The 15,365-nt window shown below is 55.3% G+C and carries 18 protein-coding genes, 2 tRNA genes and 1 pseudogene; 14 read left to right on the top strand and 7 right to left on the bottom strand.

The window, feature by feature from the left end; all coding sequences use genetic code 11:
• Window positions 1-35: 35 nt before the first annotated feature.
• The 7 genes from rpmI (at window position 36) to CXQ82_RS20850 (ending at window position 4,958) form a co-directional block, all read left to right on the top strand.
• Window positions 36-230 (top strand): 50S ribosomal protein L35, encoded by a 195-nt coding sequence (rpmI, locus tag CXQ82_RS20880; protein ID WP_002553160.1) that lies wholly within the window; start codon window positions 36-38, stop codon window positions 228-230.
• 30 nt (window positions 231-260) lie between these two features.
• Complete coding sequence (rplT, locus tag CXQ82_RS20875) at window positions 261-617, top strand: 50S ribosomal protein L20 (protein ID WP_007913489.1); 357 nt, start codon at window positions 261-263, stop codon at window positions 615-617.
• A gap of 109 nt (window positions 618-726) precedes the next feature.
• Entirely contained in the window at window positions 727-1,743 is a 1,017-nt protein-coding gene (gene pheS / locus CXQ82_RS20870; RefSeq protein WP_034099107.1) for a phenylalanine--tRNA ligase subunit alpha, read from the top strand.
• A gap of 26 nt (window positions 1,744-1,769) precedes the next feature.
• Window positions 1,770-4,148, top strand: coding sequence for a phenylalanine--tRNA ligase subunit beta (gene pheT, locus CXQ82_RS20865; RefSeq protein ID WP_101272096.1), 2,379 nt, complete (start codon window positions 1,770-1,772; stop codon window positions 4,146-4,148).
• A 3-nt stretch (window positions 4,149-4,151) separates the two neighbouring features.
• On the top strand, window positions 4,152-4,454 hold the full coding sequence (gene ihfA, locus CXQ82_RS20860) for an integration host factor subunit alpha (RefSeq protein WP_002553164.1): 303 nt from the start codon (window positions 4,152-4,154) through the stop codon (window positions 4,452-4,454).
• Window positions 4,435-4,791 (top strand): MerR family transcriptional regulator, encoded by a 357-nt coding sequence (locus CXQ82_RS20855; RefSeq protein WP_003174972.1) that lies wholly within the window; start codon window positions 4,435-4,437, stop codon window positions 4,789-4,791. Before ihfA ends, CXQ82_RS20855 begins: the two co-directional genes overlap by 20 nt.
• Before the next feature lie 90 nt (window positions 4,792-4,881).
• Window positions 4,882-4,958: transfer RNA gene (locus CXQ82_RS20850), tRNA-Pro, on the top strand.
• Window positions 4,959-5,027: 69 nt separating this feature from the next.
• On the opposite strand, the gene CXQ82_RS20845 is transcribed toward CXQ82_RS20850, so the two are convergent.
• Both CXQ82_RS20845 and CXQ82_RS31665 read right to left on the bottom strand, forming a co-directional pair.
• Window positions 5,028-6,209 (bottom strand): tyrosine-type recombinase/integrase, encoded by a 1,182-nt coding sequence (locus tag CXQ82_RS20845; RefSeq protein ID WP_256581947.1) that lies wholly within the window; start codon window positions 6,207-6,209, stop codon window positions 5,028-5,030.
• Complete coding sequence (locus CXQ82_RS31665; RefSeq protein WP_256581822.1) at window positions 6,095-6,496, bottom strand: hypothetical protein; 402 nt, start codon at window positions 6,494-6,496, stop codon at window positions 6,095-6,097. Before CXQ82_RS31665 ends, CXQ82_RS20845 begins: the two co-directional genes overlap by 115 nt.
• A gap of 86 nt (window positions 6,497-6,582) precedes the next feature.
• On the opposite strand from CXQ82_RS31665, the gene CXQ82_RS20840 reads away from it, so the two are divergent.
• On the top strand, window positions 6,583-7,392 hold the full coding sequence (locus CXQ82_RS20840; RefSeq protein ID WP_101272094.1) for a hypothetical protein: 810 nt from the start codon (window positions 6,583-6,585) through the stop codon (window positions 7,390-7,392).
• 126 nt (window positions 7,393-7,518) lie between these two features.
• Here the strand turns inward: CXQ82_RS20840 and CXQ82_RS20835 are convergent, their stop codons facing one another.
• Together CXQ82_RS20835 and CXQ82_RS20830 are read right to left on the bottom strand one after the other, a co-directional pair.
• On the bottom strand, window positions 7,519-7,947 hold the full coding sequence (locus CXQ82_RS20835; protein ID WP_101272093.1) for a hypothetical protein: 429 nt from the start codon (window positions 7,945-7,947) through the stop codon (window positions 7,519-7,521).
• Complete coding sequence (locus tag CXQ82_RS20830; RefSeq protein ID WP_256581821.1) at window positions 7,944-8,255, bottom strand: hypothetical protein; 312 nt, start codon at window positions 8,253-8,255, stop codon at window positions 7,944-7,946. The genes CXQ82_RS20835 and CXQ82_RS20830 overlap by 4 nt, the downstream gene beginning before the upstream one ends.
• A gap of 213 nt (window positions 8,256-8,468) precedes the next feature.
• Here CXQ82_RS20830 and CXQ82_RS20825 point away from each other — a divergent pair, with 213 nt between their 5' ends.
• Both CXQ82_RS20825 and CXQ82_RS20820 read left to right on the top strand, forming a co-directional pair.
• Window positions 8,469-9,155: a hypothetical protein gene (locus CXQ82_RS20825; RefSeq protein ID WP_101272092.1), complete on the top strand. Its 687-nt coding sequence runs from the start codon at window positions 8,469-8,471 to the stop codon at window positions 9,153-9,155.
• Window positions 9,156-9,316: 161 nt separating this feature from the next.
• Entirely contained in the window at window positions 9,317-9,631 is a 315-nt protein-coding gene (locus CXQ82_RS20820) for a hypothetical protein (RefSeq protein ID WP_101272091.1), read from the top strand.
• Window positions 9,632-9,656: 25 nt separating this feature from the next.
• Here the strand turns inward: CXQ82_RS20820 and CXQ82_RS20815 are convergent, their stop codons facing one another.
• Window positions 9,657-11,333 carry a DNA cytosine methyltransferase gene (locus CXQ82_RS20815; RefSeq protein WP_101272090.1) on the bottom strand — a complete coding sequence of 559 codons (1,677 nt, stop codon included), beginning with the start codon at window positions 11,331-11,333 and terminating at the stop codon, window positions 9,657-9,659.
• Here CXQ82_RS20815 and CXQ82_RS20810 point away from each other — a divergent pair.
• Both CXQ82_RS20810 and CXQ82_RS20805 read left to right on the top strand, forming a co-directional pair.
• A complete protein-coding gene (locus CXQ82_RS20810; protein ID WP_157832184.1) occupies window positions 11,301-12,113 on the top strand; it encodes a hypothetical protein in 813 nt (270 codons plus the stop codon). The two genes, CXQ82_RS20815 and CXQ82_RS20810, sit on opposite strands and share 33 nt — an antisense overlap.
• Window positions 12,114-12,176: 63 nt before the next feature.
• A complete protein-coding gene (locus CXQ82_RS20805; RefSeq protein WP_101272088.1) occupies window positions 12,177-12,797 on the top strand; it encodes a hypothetical protein in 621 nt (206 codons plus the stop codon).
• Window positions 12,798-12,859: 62 nt separating this feature from the next.
• Here CXQ82_RS20805 and CXQ82_RS20800 read toward each other — a convergent pair whose 3' ends face one another.
• Window positions 12,860-13,462: a 3'-5' exonuclease gene (locus CXQ82_RS20800; RefSeq protein WP_101272087.1), complete on the bottom strand. Its 603-nt coding sequence runs from the start codon at window positions 13,460-13,462 to the stop codon at window positions 12,860-12,862.
• An 81-nt stretch (window positions 13,463-13,543) separates the two neighbouring features.
• Between CXQ82_RS20800 and CXQ82_RS20795 the strand changes: the two genes are divergently transcribed.
• Window positions 13,544-13,628: transfer RNA gene (locus CXQ82_RS20795), tRNA-Ile, on the top strand.
• Window positions 13,629-14,051: 423 nt separating this feature from the next.
• Window positions 14,052-14,504 (top strand): annotated as a pseudogene (locus CXQ82_RS20785) (LysR substrate-binding domain-containing protein); the annotation flags it as partial.
• Window positions 14,505-14,539: 35 nt separating this feature from the next.
• Here the strand turns inward: CXQ82_RS20785 and CXQ82_RS20780 are convergent.
• The gene (locus tag CXQ82_RS20780) at window positions 14,540-15,334 is read right to left on the bottom strand and encodes a lipopolysaccharide biosynthesis protein (RefSeq protein WP_371917326.1); all 795 of its coding nucleotides are present in this window, start codon (window positions 15,332-15,334) and stop codon (window positions 14,540-14,542) included.
• Window positions 15,335-15,365 lie beyond the last annotated feature (31 nt).

The following is a 15,365-nucleotide window of genomic DNA, read 5'->3' as shown; positions in this document are numbered from 1 at the left end:
ATTATGTTTATCAACTGAATGCGGAGTATCCGAACATGCCAAAGATGAAGACTAAAAGTGGTGCTGCTAAGCGGTTTCTGAAAACTGCTAACGGTATCAAGCACAAGCACGCTTTCAAGAGCCACATCCTGACCAAAATGTCGACCAAGCGTAAGCGTCAACTGCGCGGTAGCAGCTTGCTGCATCCGTCTGACGTGGCAAAAGTCGAGCGCATGCTGCGCCTTCGTTAATTTTTGGATCAAGAATAGAGGAAGTAACTCATGGCTCGTGTAAAGCGTGGCGTCATTGCCCGTAAACGTCACAAAAAAATTCTGAAACTTGCTAAAGGCTACTACGGCGCTCGCTCACGCGTATTCCGTGTTGCCAAGCAAGCGGTAATCAAGGCAGGCCAATACGCCTACCGTGACCGTCGTCAGAAAAAACGTCAGTTCCGCGCTCTGTGGATCGCTCGTATCAACGCTGGTGCACGTGTTAACGGTCTGTCCTACAGCCGTTTCATCGCTGGCCTGAAAAAAGCGTCCATCGAGATCGACCGTAAGGTTCTGGCTGATCTGGCAGTGAACGAAAAAGCGGTGTTTGCCGCGATTGTCGAGAAAGCTAAAGCCACCTTGGCTTAAGTACCCCCGACAGTCACCTTGGGTTACTCCTGTAGCCCAGAGTGGTAAACGTCATAAATAGGGGAAGAGCCTTCAAGCTCTTCCCCTATTTTGTATCTGGAGTCTGTACATGGAAAACCTGGACGCGCTCGTCGCTCAAGCTCTCGAGGCTGTGCAAAGCGCTGAAGATATCAATGCCCTGGAGCAAATCCGGGTTCACTACCTTGGCAAAAAGGGTGAATTGACTCAGGTGATGAAGACCCTGGGGAATTTGCCGGCTGAAGAGCGTCCGCAAGTCGGCGCGCTGATCAACGTCGCCAAGGAGCGTGTCACAGAGGTGCTCAATGCGCGCAAGGCGTCGCTCGAGGAGGCCGATCTTGCGGCCAAGCTCGCCGCCGAGTCCATTGACGTAACCTTGCCTGGCCGTGGCCAGGCCTCGGGCGGTCTGCATCCGATCACCCGGACTCTGGAACGTATCGAGCAGTTCTTCACCCATATCGGCTACGGCATTGCCGAAGGCCCTGAGGTCGAAGACGACTATCACAACTTCGAGGCGCTCAACATCCCAGGCCATCACCCGGCCCGGTCGATGCACGACACCTTCTATTTCAACGCGAACATGCTGTTGCGCACCCATACCTCGCCGGTACAGGTCCGCACCATGGAAGCGAACAAGCCGCCGATCCGCATCGTCTGCCCAGGCCGTGTGTACCGCAGCGACTCGGATATCACCCACTCGCCGATGTTCCACCAGGTCGAAGGCCTGCTGGTTGATCGCGATATCAACTTCGCCGACCTCAAAGGCACCATCGAAGAGTTCCTGCGGGTGTTCTTCGAGAAGGAGCTGGCGGTGCGTTTCCGTCCATCGTTCTTCCCGTTCACCGAGCCATCCGCTGAAGTCGACATGGAATGCGTGATGTGCAGCGGTAAAGGTTGCCGCGTCTGCAAGCAGACCGGCTGGCTGGAAGTGATGGGCTGCGGCATGGTTCACCCTAACGTGCTGCGCATGTCCGGGATCGATCCGGAAGAGTTCTCGGGCTTTGCCTTCGGCATGGGCGTTGAGCGTCTGGCCATGCTGCGTTACGGCGTGAATGACTTGCGTCTGTTCTTCGACAACGACTTGCGGTTCCTCGCGCAATTTCGCTAGTCGTAACGAATCTTTAGGAGAGCAGGATGAAATTCAGTGAACAATGGCTGCGTGGCTGGGTAAGCCCGCAGGTAGGTCGCGACGAGCTGGTTGCTCGTCTGTCGATGGCCGGTCTTGAGGTCGATAGCGTTACGCCGGCCGCCGGTGTTTTCAGTGGCGTGGTGGTGGGCGAGGTGCTGAGCACCGAGCAGCACCCGGATGCCGACAAGTTGCGCGTATGCCAGGTCAGCAACGGCGCGGAAACCTTCCAGGTCGTGTGCGGAGCGCCCAACGTGCGCCCGGGCCTGAAGATCCCGTTCGCCATGATCGGTGCCGAACTGCCGGGCGACTTCAAGATCAAGAAGGCCAAGCTGCGTGGCGTTGAGTCCAACGGCATGCTGTGCTCCCAGGCTGAGCTGCAAGTCGGCGAAGGCAACGATGGCCTGATGGAACTGCCGGCCGACGCGCCCGTGGGCCAGGACATCCGTGTCTACCTGGAACTCGAAGACGCCAGCATCGAAGTCGACCTGACGCCTAACCGCGGCGACTGCCTGTCCCTGGCTGGCCTGGCCCGTGAAGTGGGCGCGTTGTACAACGCCCCTGTCACCCGCCCAGTGGTTGCCGCCGTGGCGGCGGTGCACGATGAAGTGCGCTCGATCGAAGTGCTGGCACCCAATGCCTGCCCACGTTACCTGGGTCGTGTGATCCGTAACGTAGACCTGTCCAAGCCAACCCCGCTGTGGATGGTTGAGCGCCTGCGTCGCGCCGACGTGCGCAGCATCGACGCTGCCGTCGACATCACCAACTACGTGATGCTGGAGCTGGGCCAACCGCTGCACGCGTTCGATCTCGCCGAAATCAACGGTGGCATCCGCGTGCGAATGGCCGAAGAAGGCGAGAAGCTGGTGCTGCTCGATGGCCAGGAAGTCAGCCTGCGCGCCGACACCCTGGTGATCGCCGACCATTCCCGCGCCCTGGCGATTGCCGGTGTGATGGGTGGCGAGCACAGCGGCGTGTCCGCGACCACGCGTGATGTATTCCTTGAAAGTGCGTTCTTTGACCAGATCGCCATTGCTGGCAAGGCCCGTTCCTACGGCCTGCACACCGATGCTTCGCACCGCTACGAGCGCGGCGTGGACTGGCAGCTCGCCCGTGAAGCCATGGAGCGTGCCACTGGCCTGCTGCTGGAAATCACCGGTGGCGATGCCGGCCCGATCACCGAAGTTGTCAGCCAACAGTACCTGCCGTCCGTTGCACCGATCACCCTGCGTGCCAAGAGCGTCGAGCAAATGCTCGGCCTGGTGATCGCGCCGGCTGAAATCGAGCAACTGTTGTCGGCCCTGGGCCTGGGTATTTCTGCGGGTGGGGAAGGGCAGTGGCAGGTTGAAGTGCCAAGCCATCGCTTCGATATCAGCCTGGAAGTCGACCTGATCGAAGAACTGGCTCGCTTGTACGGCTACAACCGCCTGCCGGTTCGTTACCCGCAAGCGCGCCTGGCACCGCAACCCAAGGCTGAGGCGCGTGCGCATCTGCCTGAGCTGCGTCGCCTGCTGGTTGCGCGGGGTTACCAGGAAGCGGTGACCTACAGCTTCATCGATCCCAAGCAGTTCGAACTGTTCAACCCGGGCGTCGAGCCGCTGTTGCTGGCCAACCCGATTTCCAACGACATGGCGGCCATGCGTTCGTCGCTGTGGCCAGGTTTGGTGAAAGCCCTTTCCCACAACCTGAACCGTCAGCAAGACCGCGTGCGCATGTTCGAAAGCGGCCTGCGTTTTGTCGGTCAATTGGACGGCCTGAAGCAAGAGCCGATGCTGGCTGGCGTGGTGTGCGGTAGCCGCCTGCCGGAAGGCTGGGCGCAGGGTCGCGACGGCGTTGACTTCTTCGACGTTAAAGCTGACGTGGAAGCGGTATTGGGCTTTGCCGGTGCACTGGATGCCTTCACCTTTTTGCCAGGCAGCCACCCAGCGTTGCACCCGGGCCAGACTGCACGGATCGAACGTGAAGGCCGCCTGGTGGGTTTCGTTGGCGCCATTCACCCAGAGCTGTCGAAAACCCTCGGTCTCGACCGTCCGGTCTTCGTTTTTGAGCTGGTCCTGGCGGAAGTTGCTTCCGGCAAGATGCCTAAATTCAGCGAGTTGTCGCGCTTCCCTGAAGTGCGTCGTGACTTGGCCCTGATCGCCGATCGTGAAGTCGCTGCCACTGCCGTTCTGGATGTAATCCGTGAAAATGCAGGGGAATGGCTGACAGACCTCAGGCTATTTGACGTCTATCAGGGTAAAGGCATTGATCCGCATAGAAAAAGCCTTGCAGTTGGCTTGACCTGGCAGCATCCATCGCGCACTCTTAATGACGATGAGGTGAATACCACGACACAAAATATCCTCACCTCGCTCGAACAAAGGTTGAACGCCACGTTAAGGAAGTGACGTATGGGGGCTTTGACGAAAGCTGAGATGGCGGAACGTCTGTACGAAGAGTTGGGTCTGAACAAGCGCGAGGCCAAGGAATTGGTCGAGCTGTTTTTTGAAGAAATCAGACACGCTCTGGAAGACAACGAACAGGTCAAATTGTCCGGTTTCGGCAATTTTGACCTGCGGGACAAACGCCAGCGGCCTGGCCGCAATCCAAAAACGGGAGAAGAAATCCCGATCACGGCTCGCCGTGTGGTCACCTTTCGTCCAGGGCAGAAGTTGAAGGCCCGAGTTGAGGCTTATGCTGGAACCAAGTCATAACGACGAACTACCCGTCATCCCAGGCAAACGCTACTTCACCATTGGTGAAGTCAGCGAGCTGTGTGCAGTAAAGCCACACGTGCTGCGCTATTGGGAGCAGGAGTTTCCTCAACTCAACCCCGTCAAACGCACCGGGAACCGTCGGTATTATCAGCGCCAGGATGTGCTGATGATCCGACAGATCCGTGCGTTGCTGTACGATCAGGGGTTCACCATCAGCGGCGCGCGCCAGCGTATGTCCGGTGATGAAGCCAAAGACGACACCACCCAATACAAGCAACTGATCCGCCAGATGATCTCCGAACTCGAAGATGTGCTGGTGGTGTTGAAGAAGTGATACAGGCTTTTAAAATACTTCCACATTTCAAAAGCTTGCGGTATATTCCTGATCGCTTCGTTGCGAAGCAAACCCAGTAACACGCCTAGTCGGGGCGTAGCGCAGTCCGGTAGCGCACTAGCATGGGGTGCTAGGGGTCGAGTGTTCGAATCACTCCGTCCCGACCATATTTTTCAGTGACTTAGCCGAACTCTAGCAAGTTCGGCTTTTTTACGCGCAGGGACTTTTGCGGGGGATCATCCCAATTTCCTCCTCAAGATCGTCAGCGCTGGCCCGCGAGAGTCAGTTGCCGACACTTTGTTCGCAGCCTCAATCAAGTGCTGCAACTCAGGGGTAGAATAGTGGCTCGTAATGCTGCCGTTCTTATGCCCCAACAACGCTTTCCGATCTTCCTCTGTCACGCTCGCTGCACGTAGCCTTCTGCCAAAGGTGTGCTTCAAGTCGTGAATCCTGATCGACCTGAATCCGGGGTGTGCTGGCGCATGGTGGACCTTCTCCCACTTGTCTGCTGCGCGCACCCTGGCTTTCTTCCAGGCTGAATCATTCATTCGATGCATTGCCGTTGGCCCGAACTGATCTGGTTGCCCATACGGGAACACCAGGTCTTTGAGTAGACCGCGCTGGCCATCGATGATGGACATCGCCACGTTGTTCAAGATCACCAGGCGTTCATCGCCGTTCTTCACCCCTGCTTTTTCACTCCGCCCGCCGAATCCGGCAGGTATCAGAAACACGCTGGTGTTCAGGTCCGGCACCCGTATTTCCCAATCCCACCGCAACTTGCACACTTCCTGCTCCGGGCAACCCGTGTTCACCTTATAGAGGGCCATCCTCAACAGGTGGTCGGGCAGCTCAGGGAACAACAGGGCCTGTTCTTCCCAGGACATCGGGTATGGTTTGCGGCTCGACTTCTTTTCCTCAAGCATCGATATCATCGGCACGCTCTCCAGCCACGGCCGCTTTTCAGCATCGCGCCACTTGCGGTGGCACAGGTTCAAGATCCTGACGACTCGCTGTAGGGCGATATTGACCGTCCTGTTCGATACGCCTGGCTTGACCTTTCCTTTGTCGGTCTTGCTCGGCCGCTGCCGGTCACGAATGAACGTAGCCAGGCTCCCATCATCGATGTGCGTTATCGGCAGATCGCCGATGTATGGGTCGAGTTGTTCGATGTGGGAAGCGGAAAGGCCGATTGATGCCTGGTCTTTGAACTCGACCAGGAACCGGGTGGCAGCCTCGCGCCAGGTTCGCACCTGGCGCACGCCGTAAATCTTTTCCTGCCGCAACTTTTCCAGCCGATGAATCAAGTACTGCTCGGCTTCTTCCCTCTCGCTTGCTCCAGTGCTTTCTTGAAGTCGGCTACCTCTGACGACTTTGTCGATGTGCCAAATCCCGTTCCTCTGGTAGAGGCCCGACATTGTTTTTCGCGCCATTGTTTTGCTCCTTGGCGCCCACTGCGGGGCGGATTGTTGTCCTGATCAGCCTTCTTTTCAATTGCCATGCGTTCGACGTAGGCGTCTGCCCACGCATCCAGCTCATGACGGTCGAAGGCAACGCCCTGTTTTCCAATGGGGAATTCGCGGACGTGGGGGCGGACGGTGTTCTTGAATTCTTCCCGGCACATGCCGAGGTAGGCGGGTGCAGCCGACGCCCGGATGAAGCGCGGCGTGATATCTGCGGCCGGTGCCGCGTTTGCTCTGGACATAGGAATGCCTTGCCACTCTATTTATAGGTGGTGTGATCAGCTTGGATAGGGTTTAGAGTTAAGTTCTATTTCAAAGGGAGATTGCAATGGTGAGCAATGTTTCGGTGGTCGGTTCGAGCGAGGATTCTAAATATATCGCCTATGGCGACGACAGCGGGTACAACGACGCTCTTGTATTTGCTTTTTTTATTTTCAAGCGAACAAAACTAAAGTCAATCGTTCGGGATATAGATGATATAAAAAGACGCTTTAAGTTTCCTCTTGGCGTAGGGATACATTGTCGAGAACTTAATAGTGGGCAAATCAGAAAGAAAAAGGGATTAGATCACCTCTCAGAAGAAGATATAAACTCAGTCCTCAATAATGTCATAACTGTCGTGAATCGTTACCAAGGACTTGCGCGGTTCGGTTACGCGTTTACGGATAAGTCGTTGGGTGCTTTCAGTTCGGGCGAGTTGGTGATGCAGTCAACGATAGGTGAGGCTGATATTGCTCTTCCTATTGCTCCGAATCCAAAAGGCATCCTTGGCTTTTTGGCCCAAATGTGTTTTGCCAATGGCCCCCAAGGAGGCCCCAATGGCCCGTGTGCAGCTGATTGCCAAATTTTTATATCTCCTGACCCAACGATGACAAAGTTCATAGGGCCCAGAAGCACGCAGGCACATTATTTGACTTCTGGCTATATTGACGATGGACGCAATATTGGCAAGGTCGATAAAGTTGAACCAATAATAGGTGGCGGCAAATATCCTCAACTTCTAGATGTTGCTGACGTGCTTGCATATGTGTGTTGTCACGCAATTCATAAAGACCCATTGCAGAAGAAGTATAATCAGTTATATGACCGTTTGGAGTGGCGGGTTGGCTCCGAGTTTGTGTTGGATCCGTCTCCTTAGATCACATTTTTTATACTTGCCCGGCCTTGCTACACTTGTCGTGGTCCCCGCTGTTGCGGGGCCTGTTGCACTTGTCGCACTTGGCCAGGAACTCCAGCACCCCGGCGGACGGCTTGCCGGTGCTGGTCATGGCACAACCTTCAATGCCGATTTCCCCAGCATGCGAAGCGCACGGCGGGCGCGTCCCAATTCTTGGCGTACGTCGCGGCGCTCTTGAATCACCCGCCAGGCCGCGTAGCAGTGTTCACACCCGGTATCCTCTTCGGTCAGGTGTATTTCCTGATCCTCGTACCCCATAAGGACTTGATTGCCGTAGTCGCTTTCGACCGTCTCGTTGAAGGCTTCCCACAGATGGGTTTTAACCAGCATCTTTTCGTCGTACAGGTCTTTGGTTTGTTCGGCGCTTAGCGTCCAGTCACCAGCCTTCTTCATCACCGGGCATTCAGCCAGGGGCGCGCCGATCTGCTTTTTCATCTGGCTGACCTGTTGCAGCAGGCGTTCGTGGTTGGCCAGGGCCGTGATGACGCGGGTTTCAAACGGGATGGCTTGTTTCACGACGCCCCCTTCAACAAGTCGATAACGATCTTCACGCCGCTGGACACGCTGGCCGGTTGCTGCACGGCGTATCGGGTCAGATCAGCAATGGCCTTGGTCCGTACCGGCTCGCGCCGAATCGATGCGCCCAGGCCCTGGACGAACGTCACGGCGAATTGCTTGCCCTCCAGCTCCATGACGCGGTTGATAGGGCCGGTGATCACCAGTTCGGGCAGAGGCTCGTTGGCCACGATGGGCGGGAGAAGTTTGGAGGCGCGCGCGGGCGCCTGGCGGGCGCGGTCAAGCGCCTGCTGTGCGAGTGAGTGCATGAGGGGATCCTTAGTACATGACGCGTCGTTGATAGGTTGGTTTGGCAGGGGGAATGGTGCAGAATCAGAACGCCATCATTGTTGGCGGTTGTTCATACGGAGAGACGAACATGTCGTTACAGCAAGCAAAACGGTTAGCTGACATCAGGGGAGAAATTGAAGCGGCATCTGAAAAAGTTAGTGCGCGGTTGCTGACTTTCAAGGAGTGATGCTGTGAATGATCTGGATGTTTCCGACTTCAATAAATCTAGGAGTTTTCTTCTCGGTTGGAGTATTTTAGTTTTTTGTCTTTGGTTTTTTGGTGCTGACCTCACTGCCTTTAAATTGCTAGGTAATGAAATAAAGCTTACTAAAAATGTAAGTGAGGTATGGCTGTTGCTGGGATGTGCTAATGCTTATCTATGGTTTAGATACCTTCAATTGGTTCCGAAGGGCGGGTTTAATTTTGATGGTGATATGAATGAGGTTTACGACGATGTATTACGTTCGTGGGTAGCGATTAGGTTAGTTTTTTTTGATCGTTGGCGAATAAAGTATCAGCAGCATAAGCTTAATGGATTCAAAGTTAAGATATACAAGTCTGCAGCAGTGATGCGTCGCTTCAACGTTGTAAGCAAAGGTGCGGCTGTGCAAGCTCATAGATTAAATCTTTCCGATAGAGCCGCTATGGATGTTAGTTATTTGTATCAGGTGACTCTCGAGAAAGGAGGGACCAATGAGGGCTGGGGTTTTGGGATTAGTGTACAACCTAACGCATTTTTTGCGGCCGCACTTAAAGCCATTGCCTTTATTAAAGGAGTGTTTGTTGTTCCATGGTTTACTACTTACTTACTGCCAGTTATGGTCGGGGCAGGCGCAACAATTTTAGCGATAGACCAATGGTGGCTGATAAATTCCTGAATGCCGTGTTACGACTGCGTATAAACCCCTACCAGCTAAGAATCGTATGCGTGACCTCTTATGGCTGAGTGTCTCTATAGGTCATAGGAGGTGCTTCCGGCTGGCGTGATCCGAGAGGATGTGCCTTACTTCTGGCTCACATAAAAGAGGAAGGACCGACTATGCCAATCAAAATCGACAATTCAGGATTGGATAAGCTGATGCGCAATATGGAAGCGCTGCAGGGCAATCACGAAATTCCACTTGGTGAGTTGTTCACACCGGAATTTATTCAAAGCCACAGCAAGTGCAGTGACTTGAACGGTTTATTTGAGGCTGCCGGCTACAACATCCAAAGCATTGAAGATATCGAAGCGATCGACGATAACCATTGGGATGCGTTCATCAAGGACAACACCGACTTCGATAACTGGCAGGAGATGCGCAGCCAAGCGATGGCGGGCTATATCCGTAAGCGCCTGAGCGACGGTATGTAGTACCAATACATCTGAGCGAGTCGTTTCATGGGTTTACCTGGTGAGAGACGCTCAGTGCCACCGCCACGGGCTGAACCCATATCGGCATGCTGTTGAGCATGAAGGTTTCGCCGGCATCGGCCAGCAATAGGGTGGTGCCCATCACATGGGCGATTGCTTCGGCGGCTGCCGGTGGAACTGCGTTCCCGATTCGCTCGCGCCAGGCTTGGTCGCTCAGGCCGTCCAGCTCAAACCATTCCTCTGGCTCAACCAAACTTTGCAGCGCGGCTAGCTCCAGCGTGGTGAACGGCCGGTGCCAGGTGCCGTCGAGGCTTTCGATAACGCAGGTCAACCGCTCGTTAGCTTCCGGCATGCGGGGATCTGCGACAGACCACCGGCCGTTGTCCTGACGGGCACTGGCTGAAACGGCGCCGCACTGGTCGTTCCAGCTGGTGACGCCGTAGTGCCCACCGGTGAGGTAGGCGTCTCCCTTCGTGCGCTTCATGCCTGGGCGTGGGTCCTGAACAGCGAAAGCTCCCTGGCCTGTGGTGCTGCCTGAGATAACCGTGCGCGATATGCCATCCCACTGGGCCACGTTGTACTTGGCGTGCCCAATGCCTGGGTCGCGGGGATCAGCAACGCTGAACGTACCTTGCCCGGGCGACTTGACGCCGATCACCGCGCCACTGGTTTCCTCCCAGCGCCGAACACCGTACTGCTGGTATTGCAGGGCGCCGGCCCTGGCCCGTGGATCAGCGACCGAGAACTTGCCGTTGGTTGGCCCGCTTCGCGCAGCAACGGTGCCGGCGGTTTCGTTCCAGTCGTGCACGCCCAGGAAACCGTCCCGGAATTGCGGAACAATGACCAGGTCGCGCAGGTAACCGTCCTCGATCACCAGGTCATTCAGGCAGCGCCAGTCTTTCCCGGCTTCGACCAGTGCGAGCCGCACCCAGGTTTTCCATTGCAGCGCCGGAAACCGGTGCATAGGGCCGGCGGCTTCCACGTCGCCGGCCATGGGCATGCGGCCCAGGATCGAGCCGACTGACTTGAGGGTTTTCTTTTCCGGCTCGTAGAGGAAGGGCGGCACCTTCTCGATGTGCCTGGCCACCAGCAAGAAGCGCTTGCGGCTCTGGGCCAGGCCGCCGATCACGCCACAGTCGTGGGTGGTTTCTGCAACTGCATAACCGTAGTGGTTCAGCAGCTTGTTGATCTGGTCCAGCAGGTGCCGGCCACGGGTGGCCAGGCGCGGCACGCTCTCGAAAACGATCAGCGATACCGGGTCATCCTTCCAGGCTTCGCACATCAGCCACACGCAGCGCAGCGTCAGTTCGTTGAGGGCCTGGTACTTCGGGGTCAGGCTCATTGTTTCGGGCAGCAAGCCAGAGGCGCCTTTGCAGGGGCTGCTGATGAACACGGCGTCCGGGCGTTCGTAGCCGGCGGCGCGGCGCACATCGTCAGGGCCAGCCTCAACACAACCAGGTGGTGGCGGCTTACCGTGGAAGGCGGTGTACATGCCCAGGGTGAACAGGTCCATCAGGGTGCCCGGCACTCCGGACAGCTGCTGGAAGTCGCGCAACCCGGCAGGGTCAACATCGATGCCGCCAATGCACTGCCACTCGGCCTGCATGTTGCCCACTACGGGCTTGGCCTTGTTGAACCCTTTGGCACCGCCGCCGAGGCCGCAGCAAAAATGGAAGTGCTTGAAAATTCGCTTGAGCATCATGCGATGGGTTCCTGTTTAGAGTTTGGAAACCGCTCGCAACGCAAACGCCGAGTCATTAATATCTCGACATTATTCGAAGGAGCGATTTGTATGAAGTCAAAGTCTGAATTCTTTGGTTGGGTTGTTACGGGGCTTTACCTTGTCGCTATTGCTGTTCTCGCTTTTTGGAAGCGAGATGCGTGGTCAGGTTTGACGCTTAACGAGATTGGTGATTTTCTCGCGGGAGCCTTTGGCCCCATCGCTTTTCTCTGGCTGGTGCTCGGCTATATACAGCAAGGGCGTGAACTAAAAATAAGTTCAGATGCTCTAGTTCAGCAAGCTGCGGAGTTGAAAAATTCGGTCCAACAACAGGCGGATCTTGTTGCTGTAAGCCGCGAGCAAAATATTGCTCAAGTAGCCGCTTATAACTATGAGCGCATGCGTTACGAAAAAAGCATGAATGCACGTATTTTCTTTTACTCGCAAGGGTGTCTAGGTGTTGGGGAGTTTTATACTCATACATTTGAAATACATAATGCTCGGGCGGAAGTGTTTGATTTGCAGTTTATGTGTAAGCTGCCAGGCAATAATTTTCACGGTACATATGCAGTATTAGCTCGCGATGAAAAAGTGACGGTTCCGTTTACGTTTGAAATGGTGGACCAAGATTACTCGACCATTCTTCACTGTTTTTACAAAACATTTGATGGGCGAAGGGTTGGTTTTCAGATGGACCTCGCCATAAGTGCAGAAGGTCAGAAAATGGCCATCACCCCAATGGTGAAACTCGCAGACCTTTAAACCTATATATCCATGACGTATGGTGTGATTGATAGTCGAATAGTAAGTTTGAGGGAGAGAATTATGGAGTTTGATGGGGCGAATCGCTATCTGGAGCTTATGAGGGGAGCTAAGGATAGAATGTTGGTTGTTCATAGGTTGCTGGTTGGAGAGGTGACGACTGGCTTCATGCAAACAAATGTTGAAATAATTTATCTTCAATATCGTAAAGTGCTAGAGCTTATTGCGTTTGGCTCCTTGATCGCAAATTTAGATGCATATGCAAAAATCAGGGAAAAATATTCAAGTGACTGGCACGCGAAGCGAGTACTCAACGCTGTAGAAGCGGTACACCCCGATTTTTACCCGAAGCCTGTGACGCAGATGCGGGTAGACGGCAAAAAACACAGCGCTGAGTTGCATAAGTTCGAAGGGCATTATCTAGCGAAAGCAAATTTTGAAATATTATATGACTTGTGCGGAGGAATTATGCATAGTCAAAATCCCTACGGATCTCCTATGAATTATGCTGCATGCCTTGAGGACGCACCTGAGTGGGGTATGAAAATTAAAAATCTATTAAACGTTCATGAGGTAAAACTGATCAATGAGAAACAGTTCTACCTTATTCAAATGGGTTCTAGTGTTGAAGGACCAATGTATAACTTGTTTGAGAGATTTGATGAGGATAATCCTCAGCTGTAAAACACGTATATGCACACATTGAATTGACCGGGGAAGGCTAACAATCACTTCGTTTGCCCGTGTCAATCCACCTGAGCAGGCGGGTTCATGGCGAAGTAGATGCGGTCGCATGCCTCGGTGTCGGGCCGCGCGCGGTGGCCACCGACCAGTTCTTCACCGATGAAGTGCAGCAGGGCCTCGGCCACGGTTGGCTGCTTGAACTGGCGGCCGAAGCCAGCGGCGATCATCTTGGCGGTGGGTGGGCACTGCACCAAGTTCTTACTGGACTGGCAGGTGCAGTATCCGGGGGTGGACTTGAAGGCGTCGGCCGCTTCCTTGCCCCGGCAGCGAGACAAGGCGATGCGCATGATCCGGTCATCAAAGTTGATGTTGTGGGCGACCCGCAGGCCGGCGCGGTCATGAATCGCCATGAAGCCGTCCAGCGCTTCCGACTCAGGGATACCCAAGTCCATGGCCATTTCGTTGGTGATGCCGTGGATCGCCGTAACGTCAGCAGGGATCACCCAGCCATCAGGGCGCACCATCGCTTCGAAGGCGTCGACCAGGGCTCCGTTAGCGTCATAGGCCAGGATGCAGATGTCTACCAGGTGCGGCTGGCTAGGGTCGTCGCTCGGGTTACGGAACGCCGGGAGGCCGGTAGTTTCAGTGTCAAATACGCAGATCATGTGTTGGCCCTCTTGATTCACTAAACAAGCTCGGTTAAATTTGGCGCCATGTCAGCCACTTGCGGAAAGCAATAGCTTTCCAGAGGTGGCAGAGCGGCTTAATGCACCGACCTGATAAGTCGGCAACTAGGCAACTGGTTCACGGGTTCGAATCCCGTCCTCTCCACAAAGCCTCCTTCCTTTTTTGGCTCAACGACCCCTAGCGGGTATATGAGCCACCAAAGGAAGGAGGCTTTCGTGGTTCTGGGCCCGGTTAAGCTGTAATGGCTTGTGGCATGACGATGAACCCTTGGTCGATCCATACTGCTGCATGGTGGTGGGCATAACAGCCATTTGCTGCTTGAGCGTGCCAGCAAGGATCACCGACGCCCGGTTGCCTTCAGCCGTCAGAGTGCGAGGTAGGCGCCTAGTTATATTGCGGGGATGGGTTTAAGTAACGTCTGCCAGAGTGGCGATGACCTTGAAGCTGTGGTCGAACGCTGATTCGCCCTCGGTTTCGATCTCAAGCATCTTGTCATCGAGCAGGCGCAGCAGCAGCGTGGCGGTCTTGTCGCTGTCGATAGCCAGGCGGCTCTGGACCCAGTGGCCTTTGAACGGTTTGGCCTACGCCAGAGACCTGTATAGCGAAGCCTTGCTGCAGGAAGAAATGGTGATCCTTGTGCGCCGTGACCACCCCTGGCTGAAGCGGACTTCAGTCTACGAAGACTTGAGTGCCGCGCGCTGGATCTTGCCGCGTGCCGGCTCTCCGGCGCGACAATTGCTGGATGCGTTTTTTGCCCACATCGGCATCGCCGCACCCAGCCCTGTGATTGAAACGGGCGACCTGGCGATTTTGCGCGGTGTGTTGCTGCGCTCAGACATGCTCGCCGCTGTTTCGGCCCATCAACTGGAACATGAAATGGCCAGCGGTGACCTGGTGCGACTGCCGCTTTCCCTCATCCATACCACGCGGCCAATCGGCCTGATCTCCAGAGCGGGGGCGCTTCAATCGCCTGCGGCGCAGGCGTTGATGGACAAGATTCGTGAGGTGGTAAGGGAGTAGGTGATCCCAGTGATGTTTACGCGGCATTTTTCAGACTACCCAACCATCCCCTCAACCTCCGCAAGCGTTACATACGGCACCACATCCTCCGGCAGCCGCGAAGCATCGGACAAGTTGTAAACCCTGAAATCATCCCCCACTACCTTCTCGGACATCAGCTTGAACGAAGGCAATATGCGCGTCTCAAAATGCTGGTCGAGCCCGCAGGGGGAGTGGTTGGATTCAGCGGTTTCATAAAAACGTCCGGCATTCTCGTCCAGATCCACCCCTACCAGGAATACCTGGTTGAAGCCGAGGTGAAACGCCAGTTGTATCGCCAGATAAGCCACCGTTCGTGCATCAAAGAAACCTTCGCTCATATCTTTACTGAAGCCAATCGGCCTTTCCCCAAGGCTGCGCAAGGAGTGATTGGCGACCAGTGCGCTGTGCCGTCTCAGTGCAGAGTCGATCCAGGAGGGTTTCTTCGCCTTGGTCAAGGTGTAAAGCGCCCCGGAGGGGGGGATAGCCGTTGATCGCGCGTGGTCTTCCCACAGGGCGACTCTCTGGCTGAGTGCCATCGCGTGTTTGAATAAATCGGGCTGCTGCTGCGAAAAGCTCTTGTCCGTGCAGGCGTAGAAATACGGCCGTACGTTGCTGTTCAAAAACATCGAGATTGCGCCATTCATCGTAATCATCGGCACGTGGGCAAATTGTGCGAGGGGAAACGACTTGGCTGATGCGCCGGAGGCAATGATGAACACCGCGCCCGTTGCGATATTCCGGCAGGCTTCAAAACGCTGCGTGTGCAGGTCCTGCACGGGTTCAACAGGGTTGCGGGGCATGGGTTTCATCAGATTCAACCGTGCAGTTAAAGTGAGTGAC

It is taken from the genome of Pseudomonas sp. S09G 359, from assembly GCF_002843605.1.
GTDB lineage: Bacteria > Pseudomonadota > Gammaproteobacteria > Pseudomonadales > Pseudomonadaceae > Aquipseudomonas.
The sequence above is the reverse complement of the archived record's forward strand: the minus strand, read 5'-3'. Positions and strand labels throughout refer to the sequence as shown.